19 protein-coding genes are annotated in these 23,247 nt (G+C 59.0%); 8 read left to right on the top strand and 11 right to left on the bottom strand.

Annotation, left to right across the window (positions count from 1 at the left end; genetic code table 11):
• Positions 1–167: 167 nt before the first annotated feature.
• A complete protein-coding gene (locus tag EE949_RS14320) occupies positions 168–1,913 on the bottom strand; it encodes an IlvD/Edd family dehydratase (RefSeq protein ID WP_122664878.1) in 1,746 nt (581 codons plus the stop codon).
• A gap of 203 nt (positions 1,914–2,116) precedes the next feature.
• Between EE949_RS14320 and EE949_RS14315 the strand changes: the two genes are divergently transcribed.
• From EE949_RS14315 to EE949_RS14285, 8 genes are all read left to right on the top strand, one after another.
• Positions 2,117–3,436: an MFS transporter gene (locus tag EE949_RS14315; RefSeq protein ID WP_122664877.1), complete on the top strand. Its 1,320-nt coding sequence runs from the start codon at positions 2,117–2,119 to the stop codon at positions 3,434–3,436.
• Positions 3,437–3,628: 192 nt separating this feature from the next.
• On the top strand, positions 3,629–4,621 hold the full coding sequence (araD1, locus tag EE949_RS14310) for an AraD1 family protein (protein ID WP_122664876.1): 993 nt from the start codon (positions 3,629–3,631) through the stop codon (positions 4,619–4,621).
• Positions 4,622–4,808: 187 nt separating this feature from the next.
• Positions 4,809–6,167, top strand: a complete 1,359-nt coding sequence (locus EE949_RS14305) for an MFS transporter (protein ID WP_122664875.1) — start codon at positions 4,809–4,811, stop codon at positions 6,165–6,167.
• A 54-nt stretch (positions 6,168–6,221) separates the two neighbouring features.
• Positions 6,222–6,512, top strand: coding sequence for a DUF5629 family protein (locus EE949_RS14300; protein ID WP_122664874.1), 291 nt, complete (start codon positions 6,222–6,224; stop codon positions 6,510–6,512).
• A 93-nt stretch (positions 6,513–6,605) separates the two neighbouring features.
• Positions 6,606–7,775 carry a lactonase family protein gene (locus EE949_RS14295; protein ID WP_122664996.1) on the top strand — a complete coding sequence of 390 codons (1,170 nt, stop codon included), beginning with the start codon at positions 6,606–6,608 and terminating at the stop codon, positions 7,773–7,775.
• Between the two features lie 174 nt (positions 7,776–7,949).
• Positions 7,950–8,132, top strand: coding sequence for a hypothetical protein (locus EE949_RS14290; protein WP_122664873.1), 183 nt, complete (start codon positions 7,950–7,952; stop codon positions 8,130–8,132).
• Positions 8,133–8,605: 473 nt separating this feature from the next.
• A complete protein-coding gene (locus EE949_RS29465) occupies positions 8,606–8,779 on the top strand; it encodes a hypothetical protein (protein ID WP_162874461.1) in 174 nt (57 codons plus the stop codon).
• The gene (locus EE949_RS14285) at positions 8,776–8,979 is read left to right on the top strand and encodes a hypothetical protein (RefSeq protein WP_122664872.1); all 204 of its coding nucleotides are present in this window, start codon (positions 8,776–8,778) and stop codon (positions 8,977–8,979) included. Before EE949_RS29465 ends, EE949_RS14285 begins: the two co-directional genes overlap by 4 nt.
• A gap of 153 nt (positions 8,980–9,132) precedes the next feature.
• On the opposite strand, the gene EE949_RS14280 is transcribed toward EE949_RS14285, so the two are convergent.
• From EE949_RS14280 to EE949_RS14235, 10 genes are all read right to left on the bottom strand, one after another.
• Positions 9,133–9,735: a glutathione S-transferase gene (locus tag EE949_RS14280; protein ID WP_122664871.1), complete on the bottom strand. Its 603-nt coding sequence runs from the start codon at positions 9,733–9,735 to the stop codon at positions 9,133–9,135.
• A complete protein-coding gene (locus EE949_RS14275; protein WP_122664870.1) occupies positions 9,732–13,376 on the bottom strand; it encodes an AAA family ATPase in 3,645 nt (1,214 codons plus the stop codon). Before EE949_RS14275 ends, EE949_RS14280 begins: the two co-directional genes overlap by 4 nt.
• A complete protein-coding gene (locus tag EE949_RS14270) occupies positions 13,373–14,617 on the bottom strand; it encodes an exonuclease SbcCD subunit D C-terminal domain-containing protein (protein WP_122664869.1) in 1,245 nt (414 codons plus the stop codon). The genes EE949_RS14275 and EE949_RS14270 overlap by 4 nt, the downstream gene beginning before the upstream one ends.
• 139 nt (positions 14,618–14,756) lie before the next feature.
• Positions 14,757–16,418 carry a BatD family protein gene (locus EE949_RS14265; RefSeq protein WP_122664868.1) on the bottom strand — a complete coding sequence of 554 codons (1,662 nt, stop codon included), beginning with the start codon at positions 16,416–16,418 and terminating at the stop codon, positions 14,757–14,759.
• Positions 16,415–18,154 carry a vWA domain-containing protein gene (locus EE949_RS14260; protein WP_122664867.1) on the bottom strand — a complete coding sequence of 580 codons (1,740 nt, stop codon included), beginning with the start codon at positions 18,152–18,154 and terminating at the stop codon, positions 16,415–16,417. The genes EE949_RS14265 and EE949_RS14260 overlap by 4 nt, the downstream gene beginning before the upstream one ends.
• Positions 18,151–19,233, bottom strand: coding sequence for a vWA domain-containing protein (locus EE949_RS14255; RefSeq protein ID WP_122664866.1), 1,083 nt, complete (start codon positions 19,231–19,233; stop codon positions 18,151–18,153). The genes EE949_RS14260 and EE949_RS14255 overlap by 4 nt, the downstream gene beginning before the upstream one ends.
• A complete protein-coding gene (locus tag EE949_RS14250; protein WP_122664865.1) occupies positions 19,226–19,720 on the bottom strand; it encodes a DUF4381 domain-containing protein in 495 nt (164 codons plus the stop codon). The genes EE949_RS14255 and EE949_RS14250 overlap by 8 nt, the downstream gene beginning before the upstream one ends.
• Positions 19,717–20,661 carry a DUF58 domain-containing protein gene (locus tag EE949_RS14245; RefSeq protein WP_122664995.1) on the bottom strand — a complete coding sequence of 315 codons (945 nt, stop codon included), beginning with the start codon at positions 20,659–20,661 and terminating at the stop codon, positions 19,717–19,719. The genes EE949_RS14250 and EE949_RS14245 overlap by 4 nt, the downstream gene beginning before the upstream one ends.
• 4 nt (positions 20,662–20,665) lie before the next feature.
• Complete coding sequence (locus EE949_RS14240) at positions 20,666–21,625, bottom strand: AAA family ATPase (RefSeq protein WP_027900522.1); 960 nt, start codon at positions 21,623–21,625, stop codon at positions 20,666–20,668.
• Between the two features lie 965 nt (positions 21,626–22,590).
• A complete protein-coding gene (locus tag EE949_RS14235; RefSeq protein WP_122664864.1) occupies positions 22,591–22,956 on the bottom strand; it encodes a hypothetical protein in 366 nt (121 codons plus the stop codon).
• Between the last annotated feature and the right edge of the window lie 291 nt (positions 22,957–23,247).

The raw sequence follows: 23,247 nt of genomic DNA, 5'->3' as shown, positions 1-23,247 counted from the left end.
TGAGTCCTGGCGCATATCCCCTGTGGGAGCGAATTTATTCGCGAATGGGCCGGTACATCCAATCACATTCGTTGTTTGAAAAACCGTCTTCGCGAATGAATTCGCTCCCACAGGTTGCGCGCCCTCAAAGATATCGAGGCAACCTGTTAGAGCGACATTCAGTTTTATCAATGCGAATGCCTTGGCACCTCCGCCCCGCGCATACCCACCAGGAAGTCGAAGTCGCAGCCCTGATCAGCCTGCAACACATGCTTCACATACAGCTCGCGATAGCCGCCCACCAACAGTTGCTGCTGTTGCGGTGGCTGCCAGTCGGCGAGGCGGGCGGCCAGTTCGGCGTCCGGAATGTCCAGGTGCAGACGGCCGCTGGCGCAATCAAGTTCGATCCAGTCACCTTCCTGCACCACCGCCAATGGGCCACCAGCCGCTGCTTCCGGTGCCACATGCAAAACCACTGTGCCGTAAGCGGTGCCGCTCATACGTGCATCGGAAATGCGCACCATGTCAGTCACTCCCTGAGCGAGCAGTTTGGCTGGCAGGCCCATGTTGCCGACTTCAGCCATGCCCGGATAACCCTTGGGCCCGCAGTTTTTCATGACCATGATTGAGTTGGCATCGATGTCCAGATCCGGATCATTGATCCGCGCCTTGTACATGTCGAAGTTCTCGAAGACCACGGCGCGGCCACGGTGTTGCATCAATGAGGCAGTAGCGGCGGAAGGCTTGAGCACGGCACCCAGCGGCGCCAGATTACCGCGCAGGACACAGATGCCGCCGTCAGCGCGGATCGGGTTGTCCAGAGCGCGGATCACTTCGTCTTCGCCATAGATTGGCGCGCCCTGGGTATTCTCGCGGATGGATTTGCCGTTGACGGTCAAGGCGTCCGGATTAGGTAGCAGGTTGGCCTCGTCCATGCGTCGCAGCACGGCGGGCAGACCGCCCGAATAGTAGAACTCCTCCATCAGGAAGCGCCCGGACGGTTGCAGGTCGACGATGGTTGGCATGCCACGGCCGATACGGGTCCAGTCGTCCAGCTCCAGATCGACGCCGATGCGCCCGGCGATGGCTTTCAAATGGATGACGGCATTGGTCGAGCCGCCAATGGCCGCGTTGACTCGAATCGCGTTTTCAAACGCGGCTTTGGTGAGAATCTTCGACAGGCGCAGGTCTTCTTTGACCATCTCCACCGCACGCATCCCGGACATGTGCGCCAGCACGTAACGTCGGGAGTCCACGGCCGGAATCGCCGCGTTGTGGGGCAGGGAAGTGCCGAGCGCTTCAGCCATACACGCCATGGTCGATGCGGTGCCCATGGTGTTGCAGGTACCCGCCGAGCGCGACATGCCGCCTTCTGCTGCGAGAAAATCATCAAGGGTGATTTGCCCGCCTTTATAGGCTTCATGCATCTGCCAGACCACGGTGCCGGAGCCGATGTCCTTGCCTTTGTGCTTGCCATTGAGCATCGGCCCGCCGGTCACAACGATGGCGGGCACGTCGCAGCTGGCCGCGCCCATCAGCAGAGCGGGGGTGGTTTTGTCACAGCCGGTGAGCAACACAACGCCGTCGATGGGGTTGCCGCGAATCGCTTCCTCGACGTCCATGCTGGTCAGGTTGCGGGTGAACATTGCGGTGGGGCGCAGGTTGGATTCGCCATTGGAGAACACCGGGAATTCCACAGGCCAGCCACCTGCCTCAATCACACCACGTTTGACGTGTTCGGCAATCTGTCTGAAGTGGGCGTTGCAGGGGGTCAGTTCCGACCAGGTGTTGCAGATGCCGATGATGGGCTTGCCCTGAAACTGGTGATCGGCGATGCCCTGATTCTTCATCCAGCTGCGGTACATGAAGCCGTTTTTGTCGGCAGTACCAAACCATTGGGCAGAACGCAGGGGCTTTTTATCGGAATCAGACATGATCAGGCTCTCTTATTGTAAGACTTAATGGCTTTTATGCTGGTTAAGTTAAGCGTAAATTCGGCTCATTGGAAGAGTTGTTCGCTAAATAGTATTACTATATAGTCGATTTTCAGTGAGGGACGACCGTGGCGGCAGCATGCAAATGCTTCAGGCCAGAGGCGATCTCCACTTCATAACAAGAACAATTGGAGATCGCACACATGAGCCAGGAACTCCGGCTTATTCGCCGCATCACCCTGAAACTGATTCCCTTCCTGATCCTGCTTTACCTGATCGCTTATGTGGACCGCTCCGCCGTGGGCTTCGCCAAGTTGCACATGGGCGCGGACATCGGTATCGGCGATGCGGCCTACGGGCTGGGTGCCGGGCTGTTTTTCATCGGCTACTTCCTGTTCGAAATCCCCAGCAACCTGATGCTTGAACGCTTCGGTGCCCGTCGCTGGTTCGCGCGGATCATGATCACCTGGGGCGCGATCACCATCGGCATGGCCTTCGTGCAGGGGCCGCACAGCTTCTATGTGATGCGCTTTCTGCTGGGTGCGGCCGAGGCAGGCTTCTTTCCGGGCGTTTTGTACTACATCACGCAGTGGTTCCCGGTTCGCCATCGCGGCAAGATCCTCGGCCTGTTTATCCTGTCCCAACCGATTGCAATGATGATCACCGGCCCGGTGTCCGGCGGTTTGCTGGGCATGGACGGCGTGCTCGGTCTGCACGGCTGGCAGTGGCTGTTTATCGTCATCGGCACCCCGGCCATCCTGCTGACGTGGCCGGTGCTGCGCTGGTTGCCCGATGGCCCGCAACAAGTCAAATGGATGGACCAGGCCGAGAAGGACTGGCTCACCGGCGAGTTGAAAAAGGATCTGGAGGAGTACGGTCAGACTCGCCATGGCAATCCGTTGCACGCCCTGAAGGACAAACGCGTCCTGCTGCTTGCGCTGTTTTACCTGCCCGTGACGTTGAGCATTTACGGCTTGGGCCTGTGGCTGCCGACGCTGATCAAACAGTTTGGCGGCAGTGATCTGGTGACCGGCTTCGTGTCTTCAGTGCCTTACATTTTCGGCATCATCGGCTTGCTGATCATCCCGCGCAGTTCCGACCGTCTTAACGACCGGTATGGGCACCTTGCCGTGCTTTATGTGCTGGGCGCGATCGGTCTGTTCCTCAGTGCCTGGCTGACCTTGCCTGTCGCGCAACTGGCGGCGTTGTGCCTGGTGGCGTTCGCGCTGTTTTCCTGCACCGCGGTGTTCTGGACCTTGCCGGGCCGCTTCTTTGCGGGTGCCAGTGCTGCGGCGGGTATCGCCTTGATCAACTCAGTGGGCAACCTGGGTGGCTATATCGGTCCGTTCGTGATCGGCGCGCTCAAGGAATACACCGGCAACCTGGCTTCGGGCCTGTACTTCCTGTCCGTGGTGATGGTCTTCGGGCTGGTGTTGACCGGTGTGGTTTACCACTTGCTGGAACGCAAGCATGTGCTGCCCGCCAGCGATTTCGCCGCCAGTGCCCGCGGTCGTCAGGCCTGATAACTCAATGGTGCCTTTCCCTGTGGGACCGAATTTATTCGGGAAGGCGGTATTTCAGGCAATACAAAGGTGGCGGATGTACCGGCCCATTCGCGAATGAATTCGCTCCCACGCAGACTGTGTTTACAGGCCAACCTGGAATCCCCCACCGGGGAAACGCGTCGCCTGCAATGAATATGAAAGGAGAAACCCATGAACCTTGTGCAATTCGAACTCAACAACGGCCAACGCCGCGTCGGTCTGGTCGACGGTGATCTGATCCGTGAAGTACAGGGCGCGCAGAGCGTGCGGGAGCTTGCGCTATCGGCTATTGACGCTGGCATTGGCCTGGCGCAACAGGTCGACAAGCAGGGCCTCGGTGACAGCCATGATTATGCTCAGCTCTTGCAGGAACTGCGCATCCTGCCGCCGCTGGACCATCCCGATCCTGCACATCTGCTGGTCAGCGGTACCGGCCTGACTCACTTGGGCAGCGCCTCTGCCCGGGACAAGATGCACCAGCAGGCGGGCGATGAAGCCTCGATGACTGACACCATGCGCATCTTCAAATGGGGCGTGGAGGGGGGCAAACCAGCAGCCGGGCAGGCGGGTGTACAGCCGGAATGGTTTTACAAAGGCGATGGCAGCATTGTCGTGCGTCCCGGCAAAGCTTTTTCGTTGCCACCGTTTGCCGAGGATGGCGGCGAAGAGCCCGAGCTGAGCGGTCTGTATGTGATCGGCAATGACGGTAAGCCGTACCGGCTGGGTTTCGCCATTGGTAACGAATACTCCGACCATGTCATGGAGCGTCGTAATTACCTCTATCTCGCCCACTCGAAGCTGCGCGCCTGTTCCTTTGGCCCGGAACTGCGGGTTGGCGAGCTGCCGCAGAACCTGGCCGGAACCAGTCGGGTGCTACGTGACGGTGAAGTGCTCTGGGAGAAAGAGTTCCTCAGTGGCGAAGCCAACATGTGCCACAGCCTGGAAAACCTTGAGTACCACCACTTCAAATACAGCCAGTTCCTGCGTCCGGGTGACGTGCACGTGCACTTCTTCGGCACCGCGACCTTGTCGTTTGCTGATGGCGTGCGCACCCAGCCGGGGGATCAGTTTCAGATCAGCCAGGCAGAGTTCGGCAAGCCGCTGGTAAACGGAATCGAACAAACCGAAGCCGCGTTTTTGCCGGGCGGGATCGGGCAGTTGTGATGATCATCCATAGGAATGCGATTTAACCCTGTGGGAGCTGAGCTTGCTCGCGATACATGAGACGAGTCTAGAAGATACACCGCGTTATCGTTTATCGCGGGCAAGCCTCGCTCCCACAGGGTTCATTCCACAGGATCAAATTGCATTTAAGTTCGACACCCACTAATAACAACAAGGAGGTGCGCACATGACCACCCACACTGCGCCAGTCGAAGCGTTCGATGAGGATGCCTTCGAGGACAAGATCTACCGCAAGGTGAACTGGCGGATCATCCCGCTGTTCATCGTCTGCTTCCTGTTTGCCTATCTGGATCGCGTCAACATCAGCTTTGCCAAACTGCAGATGCAGAGCGATCTGGGCTTCAGTGAAACGGTCTATGGCCTTGGTGCCAGCCTGTTTTTCGTCGGCTACTTTCTGTTCGAAGTCCCCAGCAACATGCTCCTGCACAAGATCGGCGCAAGGGTATGGATTGCGCGGATCATGGTCACATGGGGCATCACTTCCGCGTGCATGATGTTCGTGCAGACTGAGTTCTGGTTCTACACCCTGCGTTTTCTGATTGGTGTGATGGAAGCGGGCTTTGTGCCTGGCGTGTTGTATTTCTTCACCCAGTGGTACCCGAGTAACCGCCGCGCGCGGGTCAATTCCTACTTCAAGAGTTCGATCTGCCTGTGCGGTATTGTCGGCGGGCCGATTGCCGGGCTGATCCTCAACCACTTCGACGGGGTGCTGGGCATGCCCGGCTGGCGCTGGCTGTTCCTGCTGGAAGGCCTGCCGTCGGTATTGCTCGGCATCGTGGTGTTCTGGTTTGTCTGCGACCGCATTGAAGACGCCAAATGGCTGAACGACGCCGAAAAAAAAGTCGTTCTGGCGCGCATGGCCCGGGAAGTCCAGCCCGAGACGCCGCAAAGCTTCAAGGACATCTGGAAACACCCGACCACCTACGTCATGTCGGTGATTTACCTGTGTCTGGTCATGGCGCTGACCGGTCTGTTGTTCTGGATGCCGCAACTGATCAAAAGCGCAGGCGTTGCCGACACCATGACCATTGGCTGGCTGACGGTGATTCCCTATGTGGGTGCGGTGGTTGGCAACCTGCTGATCGGTGCCAGCTCCGATCGACACGGTGAACGCCGTTGGCACATGGCGGCTTGCGCATTACTGACAGCGGCGGGCTATCTGGTCTGCGCGTTGCTCCCAGGGCAATTGCTGCCGTTGATGGTTGGCATGACCATGATCATGACTGGCATCATCGCCTGGATGCCGATTTTCTGGACCATTCCGCCGCGTTTCCTCAGTGGTCTGGCGGCAGCAGCGGGTATCGCGCTGATCAATTCCATCGGCCAGTTGGGCGGCATCATCGCGCCGTTCATGGTCGGCCGGGTCAAGGATCTGACCGGTGCGGCGACGCCTGCGCTCTATGTACTGTGCGCGGTTTGCATACTGGCCGCTGCGTTGATTATCTGGGGGATTCCGAACCGGTATTATGTGCGCGAGACCACCCACGACAAACCCTCATCGGCTGCCGTTGAAGCTACTGCTTAAACTCGCAGGTGGTTTTGGCCTATCATTCGCGCTTTTACACAGACGAAGACTGCCATGACCACCACCCCGACGACGATGAGTGCAGCCCTGAAAGACGCCACGATGCTGGAAATTGACGGGCTGCACGCCTGGGATTTCTTTCTGGGCGATTTCCTCACCCTCGAGTGCATGGACGGTCGCGAGCGCAAGACCTGGCGGTTCACCATGGAGCAGGTCAACGCCGCGACATTCGATGAAGCTCAGCAATGCTGGCTGATTACCGACGGCACTCATGATTACCGCATGAAGTGCCTCGAAGCGTTCACGCCGACCAAAGAAGACGATGAAGACGTGCAAGAGGATTGATCCGCATAAAACCAATCAGGGCAAAGCAGTGTCTCAGAAGTTGTTCGCGCGTCGATGGCGCCCAATAACAACCTGAAAAAGAAGGCTCTGCCCATGACTCGTACATTTCTGCCTTGGCTGGCACTGGCCGGCGCAATGAGCGCTTTCCCGATACAGGCGCAAAGCATGACTGAATACGACGTACTGATTGGTTCTTATACCCAGGCCGCCAGTGAAGGTATCTATCGATACCGGTTCAACAGCCAGACTGGCCAGCTGGATGCCAAGCCGTTGCAAGTGATCAAGACTGACAATCCGTCCTGGCTGACGCTGTCGAAAGATCAGCGCCACCTGTTCGTCGTCAACGAAAACGGCCCTGGTGGCAAGGACGTGGTCGGCAAAGTGAGCAGTTTTGCCATTGACGCCAAGACCCATCAGGTCACGCCGATCAATCAGGTGAAGAGCCAGGGTGATGAGCCGACGCATTCGAGCCTGAGCCCGGACCAGCGTTTCCTGTTCGTTTCCAACTACGCCGTGCAACCCCATCCGGGTGGTGCGCTGGCGGTGATTCCGGTTGGCCAGGACGGCACGCTGTCCGACGTCGTTCAGGTCAGCAATAATCACGGCGCCAGTAAGGTCAACCCTGAGCGTCAGGCGTCTTCCCATGTGCATTCGGCCATCCCTACGCCGGACGGCAAGTACGTGGTGACCAGTGATCTGGGCGCCGACAAGATGCTGGTGTTCAGTTACGACGGCAAGCGCGCCAAGCCTTTGCAACCCGCGAAAACGCCGACTGTGCAATTGCCGCCAGGCAGCGGCCCGCGTCATCTGTTGTTCAGTCAGGATGGCAAACACGCCTGGTTAACCCTTGAGATGGTCGCGCAGGTCGCGGTGTTTGATTACCACGACGGTGTGTTCAAGCAGACCCAACTGGTGGATCTGAAGAACAAAGACCAGCAGCAGAAAGTCGGTGCGGGTGGTTTGCACACCTCGCCAAACGGCAAATACCTCTACGTGGCCAATCGCGGTGAAGCCAACCAGTTGCTGGTATTTGCCATTGATGCAAAAGGGCAGCTCAGCGAAGTGCAGCGTCGCTCGGTTGAAGGCCTGGAGCCTCGTGAGTTCAGCTTCGACCCAAGCGGTCAGTTCATGCTGATCGCCAACCAGAAGAGCAATCAGATTGTCACGGTGAAGGTCGACCCGAAAACCGGTTTGCTCGGTGACACGGTGCAAAAACTCGATTTTGATTCACCGTCGGATTTCCGTTTCCTGACGGGCAAGTGATTGTCCCGGAGCCTCAACCCCGCTATTTACGCGGGGTTGAGGTTCTATCAATTCAAGTGATATGAGCTAGTGCTACAAAACATTTCGGCTGAGCCGCCCTCGGGGGTAAGTTTGAGTCACGGCCAAGACGGTCAAGACTTGAAACGCAGTAAACATACTCCGAGGGTTAACGCCATGAACTTCAATATCTTCTCCATCATTGCCGCGTCTGCCATCTCCGCCACTGTTGCATTGCCTGCACAGGCCAGTGTTGATGTCAGCGACAAAAAGAATCACGCCACTCAGACTTACACCCCTAAATACTTGCAGCAAAGTGCTAATTTTTACGCAGCACTGGATCACAAGACTCAACAATGAATAAGCGATTGAATCCATTCCCGGTTAGCGAATAGTTCGATACCCGGGAATGGATTCTCAAAGAACAACCCTGTTTGATTAACGCCGCTTTCGCGAGCATGTTCGCTTACCCAGGTTTTTGCGACCTTCTGATCATCGCGTATCAGAGCCATGCAAATTCTGCCAGTGAGCCTGCTCGCGAAAGCGCCGGATGAGTCCCTCTTGGCCCGCGTCTCTCATAGGATGCGGGCTTTTTTTGTCTGTAGGGTTCCACAATCTGTAGGAGCTGCCGAAGGCTGCGAAAGCAATATTTCTGATGCACCGCCATCGCAGCCTTCGGCAGCTCCTACAGGGTTATCTATTGAATTGATAAACCGATTCAATAATCAACCCAGCTGATATTCGCTATCTCTAACCATCGTTTTTCAATACTCCGTTTTTTCGCGATCCTGTCGGCCAGGAAACACAACACTGCAACTGACGGAGTTACACCCATGGCCACTGCCATTCTTCATTCAATCAAACAAGGCGCTTACATCGCCATTTCGCTTTATGTGGTTTTTATTGCAGTGGTCACTGTTACCAGCATGAATCCGCAACTGACTTCTCCCTCAACTCAAACCGTGGTTGACCGCGCGGCGCTGAATACTCAGGAGCGTGCATCGTGAGTGGCGGCAAGATGTGGGTGACGGCGGGTCTGGCAGTCATGATCAACGGCAGTTCATTGTTGGGCATTGGCCAGAACTCGGTGGGCGGTGTCGCGCGTAATATCGAATGCCGGTATGAAATCGCTCAGGCTATTGAGCTATCAAGGGCGCAGAAAGTGCAGGCAGGAACCCGGCCGGACAGGGTTGAGGTGGTTGTGTAATGCGGCTTGCGATGCGCTTTCCTGTGGGAGCGGTGCTTGCCCGCGATAGGTACAACTCGGTCTATCCCAGCATTGCGTCCAGCCTTATCGTCGGAATGCCGCCCAGACCAAGCACCGCTCCCACAAAAGATTGCGGTTACCGATAGGCTGTTGTCACTTAGCCATCACTGCTTTAAACAATGCTGACTGAATGAACCGTTCCAGCCAGCCACGCAACTGCGGATATGGACTCGTTGCGAACCAGTCAGGATCCACCGCGCTGAATTGCCGTATGAACGGCGCGACCGCGATGTCTGCCAGGCTCACTTGATCCGTTACCAGAAAGTCCCGGTCCTCTAAACGAGCCTCCAGCTTCTGCAAAAACACCTCACCCAGTTGCCGGTAATGTTCTTGCGGATGCTCTGGGTGGCGTACGAAGTATTTGTAGCGATCCAGATGCTGCTTGAACACCTGATCATTCTCCTCAATAAGCGCCTGAATATCCCGACGACCATCACCGTTGTCGATCAGTAGCCAGTTATCCGGATCATTGCAGGCCAACGCCCAGTGCATGATGTCCAGGCTTTGTTCCAGCACCTGATCTTCCAGCACCAGCACCGGCACCGTGCCTTTCGGCGAGCGCTCAAGCATCTCCGGCGGTTTCGCCTTGAGGCTGACTTCGTGGATTTGTACCGCGCAGCCCGCATACCGCAAAGCCATGCGAGCGCGCATGGCGTAAGGGCAGCGGCGAAAAGAGTAAAGCACTGCGCTCATCAGGGACTGACCTCTACCGTACTCAGGCCATTGCCCTGGCGCCGCACCTGAATCTGTACCGGGATTCGTTCGTGCATTTCCTGTACGTGAGAGATCACCCCGACCTTACGGCCCTGGGCTTGCAAACCATCCAGTGCATCCATGGCGAGTTGCAGGGATTCCGGGTCGAGGCTGCCGAAGCCTTCGTCGATAAACAATGATTCGATTTTCAAGGTGCTTGATGCCATGGATGCCAGTCCGAGGGCCAGCGCCAGCGAAACGAGAAAGGTCTCGCCGCCAGACAGCGAATGCACCGAGCGCAGTTCGTCGCCCATTTCCGTGTCCATCACCAGCAACCCGAGCATGCTGCCGCCGCGCTTGAGACGATAACGTCGCACCAGTTGTTTTAGCTGGGCGTTGGCATGATGGACCAGCAAGTCGAGGTTGTAAGCCTGAGCGATCTTGCGGAATCGATCGCCTTCAGCCGAGCCGATCAACGCTGCCAGGCGAGCCCAGCGCAGGTACTCGCTGTGGGCCTTGGCGATCTGTTCCTGCAGGTCGCGGCTTGCGTTGTTACGGCGCTCGTCTTCGCTGAGTTGAGCGCGCAAGTCAGCGCATTGCTGTTCCTGATCGGCGCAGCGTTTTTGTGCCTCCAGCAACGCGGCGGCCAATTGCTCGGCATCGGCCACATCGCTGTGGTGGGCCTGATGCTGCTGCAGCTGTTTGTCGCGTTCCTGGAGCAGAATGCGACTCTGTTCCAGAGCCTTTTCGCTTTGTTGCAGTTGCTGACGCAGTTGAGTGATGCCCTCATCGTTGTAGGTGAGCAACACCTCCAGAGCGGCATCGTCCAGCTCGGCGTGGGTGCTGCGCCATTGCGTGATGTTCTGATTCAGCTCGGCCAGCTCCTGCTGCAAATCCTTCAGGCGGGACTGTTCGCTTTCAAGCCCCGTGGCCAGTTTGATCAGTTCGCTGCGTGCCTGTTGCAGCTCATCACTGGCGTTGGCTTGAGCCCGGCGAGCATGTTCCAGCAGCGTCTCAAGCTGCTGTTGCCATTGTTCGGCACTGGTGTAATCGCCGAGCATTTGCGCGAGACGTTGCTGGCTGGCCAGTTGCAGAGCCTGAAGGTCTGCCAGACGTTGCTGTTGTTTCAGGCGTTCCTGTTCCAGATTGTGCTGACTGTCCTGTTCGCGCTCGATTTTGCGTGCCCGCTCGCTGTGTTCCTGTTGTTCTTCCTGCTGGCGATCGAGTTGTTGCAGGCGTTGCGCGATGTCGTTGTCGAGTTGCATGAAACTGTCGGTCGCTGCGTCACGCCAGCGCGGCAGGCTTTCGGCAGGCAGCAGGGGCTCAAACTCCTGAAGCGCCGCTTCGAAGGCCTGATTGTCCAGGGCAATATTGCGTTGCTGGTCATCCAGCATTTTCATCGCGCTCTGGCTGGCGTCGCGGGCGATTTGCACGTTCTGCTGCAATTGCTCGGCGTCCTGCTGCACTTTGAGCAACAGGCGCTGGCGTTGCTCGCTGGCGGCAATTTCTTCAGTCAGTGCATGCAGTCGTTCGCTCAGCCAGTCACCGCGTTGCGGCTCGGGTTGCTCCAGCAGGCGCGGGTACAACGGGTGCGCCTCAAGCTCGGGGGTCAGTTTCTGCAACTGTTCTGTGAGTTGTTCCAGCTGTGGCCGGGCCTGTTTGAGGCGAGTGTTGAGCTCCGTGACTTCGGCACGCAGTTCGGCGAGCTTTTCGCTTAGCTGGCTGACCTTCAGGCGGGCACTGTTTTCTTCGCTGTCATCATGGCCGGACAACGCTTGCAGCAGAGCATCGGACTGGTGATAAGGATGATCTTCGCTGCCGCAGACCGGGCAGGGTTGTTGATCAACCAACTGGCCGCGCAGCTCTTCGACACTGGCACTGCGGGCCAGGCGCTGGCGTTGCAACACCTCGACGGTCACTTTCAATGCCTGCTCGGCCGCGTCGTGTTCGGTTTTCAATTGCAGGCCGTTAGCGATGCTTTTGTTGCGCTGCTCATTGGCTTGCTGTTGTTGCACTTCGACATCTTGCAGGCGCTTTTCGATGTCCTGATGCCGCTGCCAGATACGCTCCAGTGAGTCGCTGGCGCTGTGTTGCTGACGATTGTCCTGCAGCAGTTGCCCGAGGCGCTGAATCTCGGCGTTGACGGCTTCAGCCTTGACCTGAGCCTCGCTGTACAGCGCTTGCAGGGCATTGCGTCGGTCGGTCAATTCCTGCTCGGCGCGGGTCGAGTTTTTCTCCAGTTCGGGCAGTTCTTCACGACCCTTGTTCAAGCGGGCGCTGAGTTTGACCGCTTCCTGCAAGCGGGGCCGGTAGGCCGTCCACGCCTGGCTCAACGGTGCAAGTACGGCACTTTTTTCCAGCTGCCCGGCGATGGATTGCAAGCGCTCGTCCAGCAGGCGTTGTTGATCAAGCAGTTGATTCAATGCGGCCTGGCTGTTGGCTTTTGTCCGTTCTGCTGCTTCGGCATGAAGCGCGGCGTCCTGCACTTCCTTGTTCAGGTGGGTGAGGTTGCCTTGCTGTTCGAACGCCTGGCCGATGAGCGGTGCGGCGGTCTTTTTCTGTTGTTCGGCTTGTTCGAGTGCGGCAGTAGCAGCCAGCAGTTTTTCTTCAATCCCGTTTTGCCGTGCTTGAAGGTCACTCTGACGCTGGACGTGCTCGCTGATCTGCGCACTCAGCGGGCTCAGTTGGGCATCCAGCCGGTTACGCTGGGCGAACAGGTGACGTTGTGGCGCGAGGCGTTCCAGTTGTCCCAGCAACTGACGCTGGCTGGCCTGGCTTTCCCAGTCTTGCTGGGCGCTCGCCAGTTGCTCACTGGCGCTCAGGTGTTCGTCACGCAAGCGCAATAGTTCGGTCAGCCACTGCTGTTTAAGTTCCAGCTGACGCTGTTGAGCTTGCTGGGTCTTGAGCTGTTGCTGCGCTTCGCTGAAGTGTTGTTCCAGTGCTGCGCGTTGCTCCGGCTGCATGGGTGCGATGCCGGTGGCCAGCAACTTGAGGTCTTCGTGGACCTTTTCTGCTTCCTTGCTCTTGCTGAAAGCACGGCGACCCAGTTGGCTGTAGATCGCCGTATCGGTGAGCTTTTCCAGCAGTTCGCTGCGCTCTTTGTCGTCAGCTTTGAGGAACGCACTGAACTCACTCTGAGCCAGCATGACCGCCCGGGTGAACTGCTCGAAGTTAAGACCCAGGCGGGCTTCGAGCATGGTTTTGTATTCGGACTTGTTCTGCGTGCTGAGGATCTGCTCGCTGTCCAGATCGGTCAGGGTCTGACGGCTGGCCTGGAGTTTTTTCGCGGCGTTGTCCCGCGCGCGGTTGGTTTCCCAGCGGGCGCGATAGCGACGTTTGTCGATACCGACGAAGTCCACCTCGGCATAACCACTGCCGGTGCCACGGCGTAGCAGCGTACGCGGGTCGTTGGTGCTGATGTCACCGTCGATTTCCGGAACCCGCGACTGGCCGATATTGCTCAGGCGCGGTATGGCCCCGAACAGTGCCAGGCACAACGCATCAAGCAGGGTGCTTTTGCCTGCGCCGGTGGGGCCGGTGATGGCGAACAGACCGGCGCTGGCCAGGGGTTCTGCGGTGAAGTCCAGTTCAAAAGGCCCGGCGAGAGAGGCGAGGTTTTTCAGGCGGATGGCGAGGATTTTCATGGTTGTTCGCTCTCCAGCTGGACTTCCTGCAACAGCGTGGCGAAGTCACTCAGGGTTTGTTCATCGACCTCGCTGCCATAGTTATCCAGCCATGCGCGGCTGAATAGCTCTTGTGGGCTCAGCTGATCCAGCTCGATCAGGCCTTCGTCGTTGTCATCACCGTTACCACTGCCTTTACCGGCATATTCGGCGCCGATCCGCACCAGCCGCACGGCTTTGCCTTCCAGTGCGCCTTCTATCTGGTTACGCAGGTCCGGCTGGGGTTCGTCCAGTCGCACGCGCACTTCCAGCCAGGGCTGGCGATCAATGTCGGCCAGCAGGTCGATGTCCGGCAGCTCCTTGAGCTGCAACAGCAGTTCGGCCAGCGGTGCCGGGCCGATCCGTTGCAGGTTGACGGCGCGGGGGATCAACAGCGTTTCGACGCTGCGCAGTTGATCGCCGTCGCAATCGATTTCGAGAATCTGATGCTGGTAGCCGATTTCCGAAAATGACAACGGGATCGGCGAGCCGCAGTAACGAATGCGTTCTTCGCCGTTGACTCGCTGCGGCTTGTGCAAATGGCCAAGGGCAACGTAGGTGATACTCGGCCCGAACAGGCTGGCGGGGAGCGCTTCGGCGTTACCGATGATCAGGCTGCGCTCGGAGTCTTCCGAGACCGAACCTCCGGCCATGTGCGCGTGGCTGATGGCGATCAGGGCTTGCCCCGGTTGGCGTTTCAGATTAGCCGCTTCGATCAGCAGTTCGTGCACGCGGCCAATGCCGCGCAAGTAGTCGTCGCCCAGAGTTGCGCCGGTGACTTCAGCAGGACGCAGGAATGGCAGCGCCAGGCACCATGCGCCGATTTCACCTGTGGCGTCCGGCAGGGGCAGTAACAGGCGTTCGACATCCAGCGTGCCGTCGTCGAGCCATAACACCCGACCCAATGCGTGGGTGCGCAAACGCCGCATCAGGGGCGCGGGCAATTCGATGCGCGAGCCGGAATCGTGGTTGCCGGCGATCATCACGATGGTCAGCAGCGGTTGTTGCTCGTGGGCGCTGACGATGAAGTCGTACAGCCGCTCCTGGGATTTAACCGGCGGGTTGACGGTGTCGAAGATGTCACCGGCAATCAGCAGCACATCAGGCTGACGCTCGGCGAGCCGCGCCAGTAGCCAGGTCAGAAAGCTGGCGTGTTCGAAGTCCCGCTCCTGGCCATGAAGGTTCTGGCCGAGGTGCCAGTCGGAGGTGTGGAACAGTCGCATGTTTTTACCTTGTTTATTCGGCGCTATTGACCCTGTAGGAGCTGCCGAAGGCTGCGATATCGGTTTACCGATTCATTGCGGCGAGTACGAAGGTGCCTTCGCAGCCTTCGGCAGCTCCTACAGGGTTAGCGGCGTGATTCTATTTTGGATACAACGGCGGCAAGCTCTGCTCGCCCGTCGGGTCCTGAATGTGTTCGGCGGCGGGCAGGGTACGTACTGCTCGCCATAGTTGTTCGCCCAGCCAGAGCTGGCCGGTTTCGCTGTACAGCGCGCCATTGAGGCCATCCAGTGCATCGGACAGCGGCACGAAGCGGGCAGCCATGTCGGCCAGGGTTTCCGGTTGCTGACGCGCCCAGGCGTCCAGTGCCTGACGGGTGGCTTGCGGGTCATTCGCCAGGCTGGCGCGCTTGAGATCATCCAGCACCGTGCGCGGGCTGGGCCCTGTTTGCACGGCGCGGGTGACGGCTGGCAAGCCGCGAGCACGCCACCAGAGCACAAAACCAATCAGCGTGGTGAGGGCAAAGAACAGCGTGCTCATCTGCCACGGCCAGACTGGCGGGCCTATGACAGTGACGCCGTTCAGATCGCTGCTGACCGGTGTGTCCACCGCCAGGCTCGGGTTGATGCTGACCTGCAAGGTTCGGGCGGGCAGGGTGGTGTGTTCAAGATGGTCTTCAAAGGTGTTCCACCAGACCACGTCGACACTTGGTAAATCAATCGCACCTGGACGAGTGGGCACCAGCGCTTCACGTTCTTCACGCGTGCCGATCAGGCCTCGTTCGCTGGTCAGGTTGGCCAGCTTGGGCTGGTCGGGATAACGTCGCAAGGCACTGACTTCTGTCGCTGGCAACGGCGGTAACTGTGCACCGGACAGGCCTTCGACCTTGAGGGTAATGGTCCGGGTCAGGGAGTCTCCCACCTGGCTGCGGCCGGGCTCTGGGCTCCAGCTTTCGCTCAGGTTAATGCTGCGGGCGGGCAGCCAGGGCGCATCAGCCGGGTAATTGGCTGGCTTGGCCTTGACCGTCAGGGGCAATTGCGCCGAACTGACACGCATCACTTTGCCTGGCTGTGGCCCGAACGGCGTGCCCGGTTCGTTGCTCGAAGGTCCGTCGCTATTAGGCTGAACCAGCGTGGCGCTGAAGTGCTGGGGCGGTATCACCAGCGTGCCGCTTTGCTGCGGATAGATCGCGTAGCGCATTTCGATCACGCCGTGGCGGATACCGTTGATGAGCTTTTCGTAAGTTCGCGATTCGCCGAGTTTCTCGACCCGTGCTTCGGGGATTTCCAGGGGGCTCAAGGTGCTGTCGTCGAACAGCGATACCGAATGGTAAACCCGCAGCGTCAATACGGCCTGGGCCTGGACGTAAACGGTGTCTTTATCCAGCGTCGCCTCGACGAATACGGGCGCCTGTTGGCTGGCGTGATCCGGATTGTCGCTTTGTATAACCTGCAGGCTGATCGGCTGGCTCTTCAGCGCGCCCAGTTGCAGCGAAGGAATTTCCACCGATCCCGTCTGTTTTGGCAGCAGGGTGATGATCCAGCGCGTGGTGGCCTGATTGCCGCCGTCGAGGGTGTTGAGGCGGTTGATCTGCCGCGTACCGCCCACATCGAAGCTGTTCTCCAGAGCGCTCAGGTCCGGCTTGCCAAACTGCGTGACGTCGCTGGTTTCCAGGGTCAGCTCCACGGTTTCCCCGGAGTTGAGCCGCGTGCGATCGACACTGGCTACCAGTTCCGCAGCCTGGCCCGGCAGCGCAACAAGGCTGAGCAGCAAGCCGAACAATAGGGAGTAGGCGCGACTCATTGAGTGTTTTCCTGACGCTGTTGCTGTTCATACCAGAATTTACGTCGCAACAGCTCGCCGGGATCATCCGGGATCTGCCGCAACCATTGCTCAAGCGCCTGGCGCCGTTCGCCATTGATAGTGCCGTCAGCCGGCCTGATCGGTGGCCGGGTGGTTTCTTCGTCATCCATCGGTGAGCCTGACTGCGGGTTACCTTTGGGTTGAACTGTCGACTCACCGGGGGAGGGCTCACCGTCGGCAGTGCTGGCTTCGGCGGATTCAGCCGATTGCTGACTTTCGGTACGCTGATGGGTCGCAGCCTGGTTCTGCGGGTTTTCGCCGTCACTGTTGTCGTCGCGGCTTTGAGCCTGATCAGACTCTTCAGGTTCCGCGGCTTTATTCTTCTCCAGCGCCTCTTCTACCAATGCCTTGTTTTGCAGCGCTGCCTGCAAGTCAGGCTGGCGCTCCAGTGCCTGCTCATAAGCGTCCAGCGCGGCTTCAAGTTCGCCATTGCGGGCCAGCGCATTCCCGCGATTGTAATGGTCGGCGGCGCTATTGCCCTCGGCAAAACGCTGGGCGGCGCTCGCGTAATCTCCGGCCTGATACAGCGCGATGCCTTTCCATTGCGGGTTTTCAAAGTGCCGGGCGGCTTCGGCGGGGCGCTGCTGCTCAAGCAGTTGCTGGCCTTGCTGATCCGGGCGCAACCACAGATCGGCGAACTCGAAGGCATAGCTGTTCTGCGGCAGCGCCATTAATAGCGGCAGACACAGCAGCCACCCGCGACGCCCGGCGCAGGCGGCCAGCAGCAACAGCGGCAACAGGAACCAGTAGCCTTGGTCGGTCCAGCTGTCGAGTTGAATCAGTTGCCCATCGTTTTGTACCTGTTTCGGGCTGTCCAGCAAGCCCAGTTCACGCAGGTCGTGATCGTCCATGCGCAATTGCCGGTACTGTCCGCCGACTTGCCCGGCGAAGTCCGTAAGGCTGGCGCTGTCCAGGCGCGGCAGCAGGATCGCGCCCTGGGCGTCTTTGAGCAGACCGCCTTTTTCCTGTTCAACCGGTGCGCCTTCAGCGGTGCCAACCCCGAGAATCAGCAGCGGCGGTGACTGGCCGACCAGCGCCTGACGAATACCCTCGCGTTCCTGCTCGCTCAGTGATGAGCCGATGATCAACAAGCGGCCACGTCCCAGCGCGCCTTGCTTGAGCAGGGCCAGCGCCTTCTGGACGGCCAGATCGGCACGGTGCCCGGCCTGCGGCATGATCGACGGTTTGACCGCATCCAGCAGGTTGCGAATAGTGATCTGATCATCCGACAGCGGCACCAGCGTATGGGCGCTACCGGCGTAGACGATGATCGCCGTTTGCGAATCGCTGCGGGCCTGCAGCAGGTCCATCAGTTTACGACGGGCTTGTTCGAGTCGCGTCGGCGGGGCATCGGTGGCGAGCATTTCCGGGGTCAGTTCGAGCATCACCACCAGCGGATCAACAGGTTTCTGGCTCAACTGTTCGACACGCTGCCAGCCTGGGCCAAGCAGCGCCAGCAAACCCAGCAACCAGGCAATGCCGAGCACGATCCACGGTTTTTTACTGTCGCGACCTCGGCCGCCGCTGAGCAGGACGGCATGGAACGCAGGGGGCAGAATCATTTGCCAGCGCCCGGCACGTTTCTGCCGGTTCCAGAGTTGCCAGAGCAGCCAGCCCAGTAATGGCAGGAGCAATAACCACCAAGGGCGGAACCAGTGCGGCCATAGCGCAATCATCGGCGGCGCCCCAGACGTTTGACTCGTTGCCCGACCCGCTGACGCCAATGCTGACCATCACGAACAAAGCGTTGGCGGTTGAGCACGCGGTGCACCGGGTTGTTCGGCCAGCGTTCGTGTACGACCAGCAACACGCTCAGCAGCATCGCCATCGCGAGTGGCCAGTGATAAAGCGCCTGAGCAGGGCGTGCCTGAGTCTGTTGTTGCGCAACCGGCTCAAGCGCGTCGAGGGTCTGACGAATTTTTTCCAATTGGTCGCCGTCCCGTGCGCGGAAATACTGCCCGCCGGTCAACTGGGCGATTTCCTTGAGGGTCGGCTCATCCAGGTCCAGGCTGGGGTTGAGCCCAAGCATGCCCAGCGAGCCTTCTTTGTTTGGGTCCGAGCCGATGCCAATCGTGTAAATCTTCACCTGTTGTTCGGCCGCCAGACGCGCGGCGGTGACCGGATCAATCTGCCCGCCATTGTTGGCGCCGTCGGTGACCAGCACCAGCACGCGGCTCTGCGCCGGGCGTAGGCGCAAGCGTTTCAAGGCCAGGCCAATGGCATCGCCGATAGCGGTATTTTTCCCGGCGATGCCGATCCGTGCTTCATCCAGCCAGACGCGCACCGTGTGGCGATCGAAGGTCAGCGGGGCTTGAACAAATGCCTGACTGCCAAACAGGATCAGACCGACTCGATCTCCTTTGCGGCCTTGCAGAAAGTCACCCAGCAAATGCTGCACCAGAACCAGCCGGCTGACTTCGTCGCTTTTCCATTCCATGTCCGGGTAATCCATGGAACCGGAAACATCCACGGCGACCAGAAGGTCCCGACCACTGGACGGCAATGGCAGCGGTTCTCCCAGCCATTGCGGGCGGGCAGCCGCGACCAGCAGCAGTAACCAGATCAGGATGAACGGCAGTTGCTGGCGCCAGCCGGGCAGGGCGACTTTGGCGCGCCGCCCGACCAGTTCTTCCAGATCACCCAGGAAGCTGACTTTGAGTGCTGCTTCGCCGCTGTCGGCACCAGGCAACAGCAGCCGCATCAGCCACGGCAGGGGCAGCAGAGCGAATACCCACGGCCAGGCGAACTCAAACATGTTTGCGAATCCAGGTTTCAACGGATTGCGTCAGGCCATTGATGGCCTTGTCGTCGAGTTTGCATTCGGGCTTGTACACGCCTTCCACCAGCACCATCCAGCGGGTCAAACCGGCAGCCGGGCAGCGGTTGTCGAGAAACGCCAGCCATTTGCGGCCATTCAGCGTATGGCTCTGGCTGTATGGATAGTGGTTACGGCACAGTCGTTTCAGCAAACCATTGATTTGTTGCAACCAGGCACCGGCCGGAGCGCCGTCATAAGGCTTGGGCATGTTGGCGAGTTCGGCCAGCGCGGCGACGCGTACAGGGTCCAGCGGCAGTTCGGCACGGCGAACCCGGGTTTTCACTGGCAGCACATGCCGCACTCGCCACAATCCCCAACCGGCCAGCGGAACCAGCAGCAACAGTAACCACCAGCCCGGAGCCAGCGGCCAGAAGCTCACGGCTTGCGGGGCGATCAGCGGTTGCAGTTGGTCCAGCGGGTTCATTTGCGTTTCACCGGGCGCTGAGCGTTCAGGTATTCACGCAGTTGTTCGACCATTTCCTGCTGGGTGCTCAGCGGCATCAACAGCACGCGCAGTTTCTTCGCGAGCATTTCCCAGCGATCTTTACGCGCCTCGCCCTGGGCGCGATAGGCCTGGCGCAGTTCGGGGTTCAGGGTGTCCATTTCCAGCTGCGCGCCGCGTTCTGCAAAGCGCAGCAGGCCGGAGGCGGGAAGGGCATGATCCAGCGGGTCGGACAATGGCAAGAGCAGCAGGTCGCAATGCCGCGACAACAGACTCAGCTGTTGTTCAGCGGCATCGGACAGTGCGCGCTCATCACACAGAACAATTACCAGACTGCCCGGCCGCAGCACCTCGCGTGCACGGCGCAAGGCGATGCCGAGTGCGTCGCGGTCGGCAGCAATTTCGGTGTGCAGCGACTGATTGACCCTGACCATCCGGTTGAGCAATTGCAGCAGACTCTGCTTGCTGCGCCGTGGCTTGATCTCGTAATGCTCGTTGTCGCCAAATACCAGCCCGCCCACCCGGTCGTTGTGGATCAACGCGGCCCAGCCGATCAGCGCCGCAGCCTGGGCGGCGAGCACTGATTTGAACATCAGCCCTGAGCCGAAGAACAGGCGGCGGCTTTGCTCGACCAGGATGAAAATCGGGCGTTCGCGTTCTTCGTGAAACAGCTTGGTGTGTGGCTCCTGAGTACGAGCCGTCACGCGCCAGTCGATGCTGCGTACGTCGTCGCCTGCCTGATAGACCCGGACCTGATCAAAATCCACACCCCGGCCGCGCAGCTTGGAATGGTGCAAGCCAATCAACGGGCTGCGCTGGCTTGGGGTGGAGAACAGCTGGACTTCGCGGACGCGATGACGCATCTCGATCAGCTCGGTGAGGCTGACACGAATACCCGGCTGGGGGATCAGGTAGGGTTGCATGGCTTCACGCAACAGCCACGACATCAAGAATGCGCTGGATCACCCGGTCCTGATCGATCCCCGCGGCTTCAGCTTCGAACGACAGGATGATCCGGTGACGCAGCACGTCGAACAGCACGGCCTGAATGTCCTCCGGGCTCACAAAATCACGCCCGGCGAGCCACGCATGAGCACGGGCGCAACGATCAAGCGCGATGGAACCGCGAGGGCTAGCGCCGTAGGAAATCCATTCAGCCATTTCCGCATCGAACTTGGCCGGGGTGCGAGTCGCCATGACCAACTGCACCAGGTATTCCTCCACGGCATCGGCCATGTACAGGCCGAGGATTTCCTTGCGTGCGGCGAAAATCGCCTGCTGGCTGACCCGGCGCTCCGGCTTGGTTTCGCCGTTCAGCGCTTCACCACGGGCCTGAGCAAGGATCTTGCGTTCTACCGAGGCGTCAGGGAAACCGATCTTGACGTGCATCAGGAAACGGTCGAGCTGCGCTTCAGGCAGCGGGTAGGTGCCTTCCTGCTCGATAGGGTTCTGGGTGGCCATGACCAGAAACAGTGGCGACAGGTCGTAGGTACTGCGACCGACGCTGACCTGGCGCTCGGCCATGGCTTCAAGCAGCGCGGACTGGACCTTGGCCGGTGCGCGGTTGATTTCGTCCGCCAGCACTAGGTTGTGGAAGATCGGCCCTTGCTGGAAGACGAAGCTGCCGGTTTCCGGACGATAAATCTCGGTGCCGGTGATGTCGGCGGGCAGCAGGTCGGGGGTGAATTGAATACGATGAAATTGCGCTTCGATGCCTTCTGCCAGTTCTTTGATCGCTTTGGTCTTTGCCAGACCCGGAGCACCTTCGACCAGCATGTGGCCATCGGCGAGCAGGGCGATCAGGAGACGTTCGATCAGTTTTTCCTGGCCGAGAATCTGCGTGGAAAGAAAGGTTCGCAGCGCAATCAGCGCTTCACGATGTTCCATCGGTGACTGTTCCTGGCAGGTAATCAGCGGCGTCATGTGACACCGAAGCTGGGGGCGTTACTTTAATCCATAGAGGGGGGTGGCGACTAACGGCTGTGGGGTTTTTTGTGAGGTTTTGAGGAAAATGCTACAAAGAGTTAGGAGTTGTCCTACAGGAATGGGGTTGCATTGGCGTTGGTGCGTTGGTGCGTTGGTGCGTTGTTGTGTACATATCCATTGTTGGGTAACGGCTGATAGTGGTTGCGCTTTTACAGCGCGTCACTTTTGAACATCCGGAAGCCGGCCCAGACAAAAGTAACCAAAACGCTCTTGCCCCATCACTCGGTCCCTCGCCTAGGCTCGGGATGCCCGCCCGCAGATCTGAAACCGTGGGCCGCCGCAATGGGCCATCCATGGCCCGGTGCGGCTAACCCGGCGTCCTGCCGGGTTGCCCACGGTTTCAGATCTACGTTCGGCCAGCGTGATTTAACGGGGCGCCTCAGATCAAAAGCACGGCGGCCTGATAGCCGACCTGATTTGTAAGTTTGCCGGGCTTCTGTAGGAGCTGCCGAAGGCTGCGAGGCGGTGTGTCAGATAACGAATGCGTTGGCCGTGGTGGCGTCTCGCGAACAAGTTCGCTCCTACCAGTCCGAGGCGTTACCGCCGTTTTCGCTCTGCTTTTGATCTGCTTTTGATCTGCTTTTGATTTTGATCTTAAGCGCCCCGTTAAACCACGCCGGCCGGAATTCGACATTACTGTGTGGGGCAAGCCGGCAGGGATGCCGGTTTAGCCGCCTCAGGCCATGGATGGCCGGTGGCGGCGGCCCCACGCAGTAATGTCGGATTACGGGTATGCCGAGCGACAGCGAGGGACCCAGTGGTGGGGCAAGAGCCTTTTGGTTACTTTTGGGCCCCAAAAGTGACGCGCTGTAAAAGCGCAACCGATGTAAGCCGTCACCGCAAAAATGGATATGTACGCCCAATCATCAAGCCCCGGCCAGCTCACTCACATAAACCCCAACACCCTCAAGAATAATCACCAGCGTCTCTTCAACCTCCTGCAACTCATCAGCCGCCATGCCATGGCTGATTTCATACAGATGATGCCCATCAAGCGCCTTGCCATCGGCCGGATCAAGCTCGACCAGCAGACGCTCTGCACTGAACGTCACCTTGAGCTGCGAAACCGTAAGCACCTTGTCATCACGCACAGTGATTTCAACTTCCTGCTCATCCGGAAAGCGCGTCAGCGAAAGCAGATCGCCGTTTTCACCGTGGCAGCAGAGCAGCGCCATGTCGTCGTATTCGTCATCGCACGGGTTGACGATGAAACTGGCAGTCTTGATTTGCATGAGCGTTCCTGGCTGTAAAAACGGGCGAGCAGCAATTTTGCCAGCGATTGGCAGGCAATGCCCAAGAGTTTCCTGCAACCAGATGACCGAATATGTCGCAGCACGACAAGTAACTGCCCGTCGGCTCTCGTTAAGCTGAGGGGGCGGATGAACGGTAGTGGGAGAAATCCTGCCCTGCGTGTTTTTTTCGGCACCGGCTTCAGAAAAGCAAATGTGACGAGTCGTTCGCGGCAAGCGTTAGTTCTTTGGCTTATGCTGTGCCTCTGCCGTTTCATCCAGGCACAGCATGTG

The sequence above is a fragment of the Pseudomonas viridiflava genome, assembly GCF_900602065.1.
GTDB lineage: Bacteria > Pseudomonadota > Gammaproteobacteria > Pseudomonadales > Pseudomonadaceae > Aquipseudomonas.
This window is presented reverse-complemented; position numbering and strand designations above follow the sequence as displayed.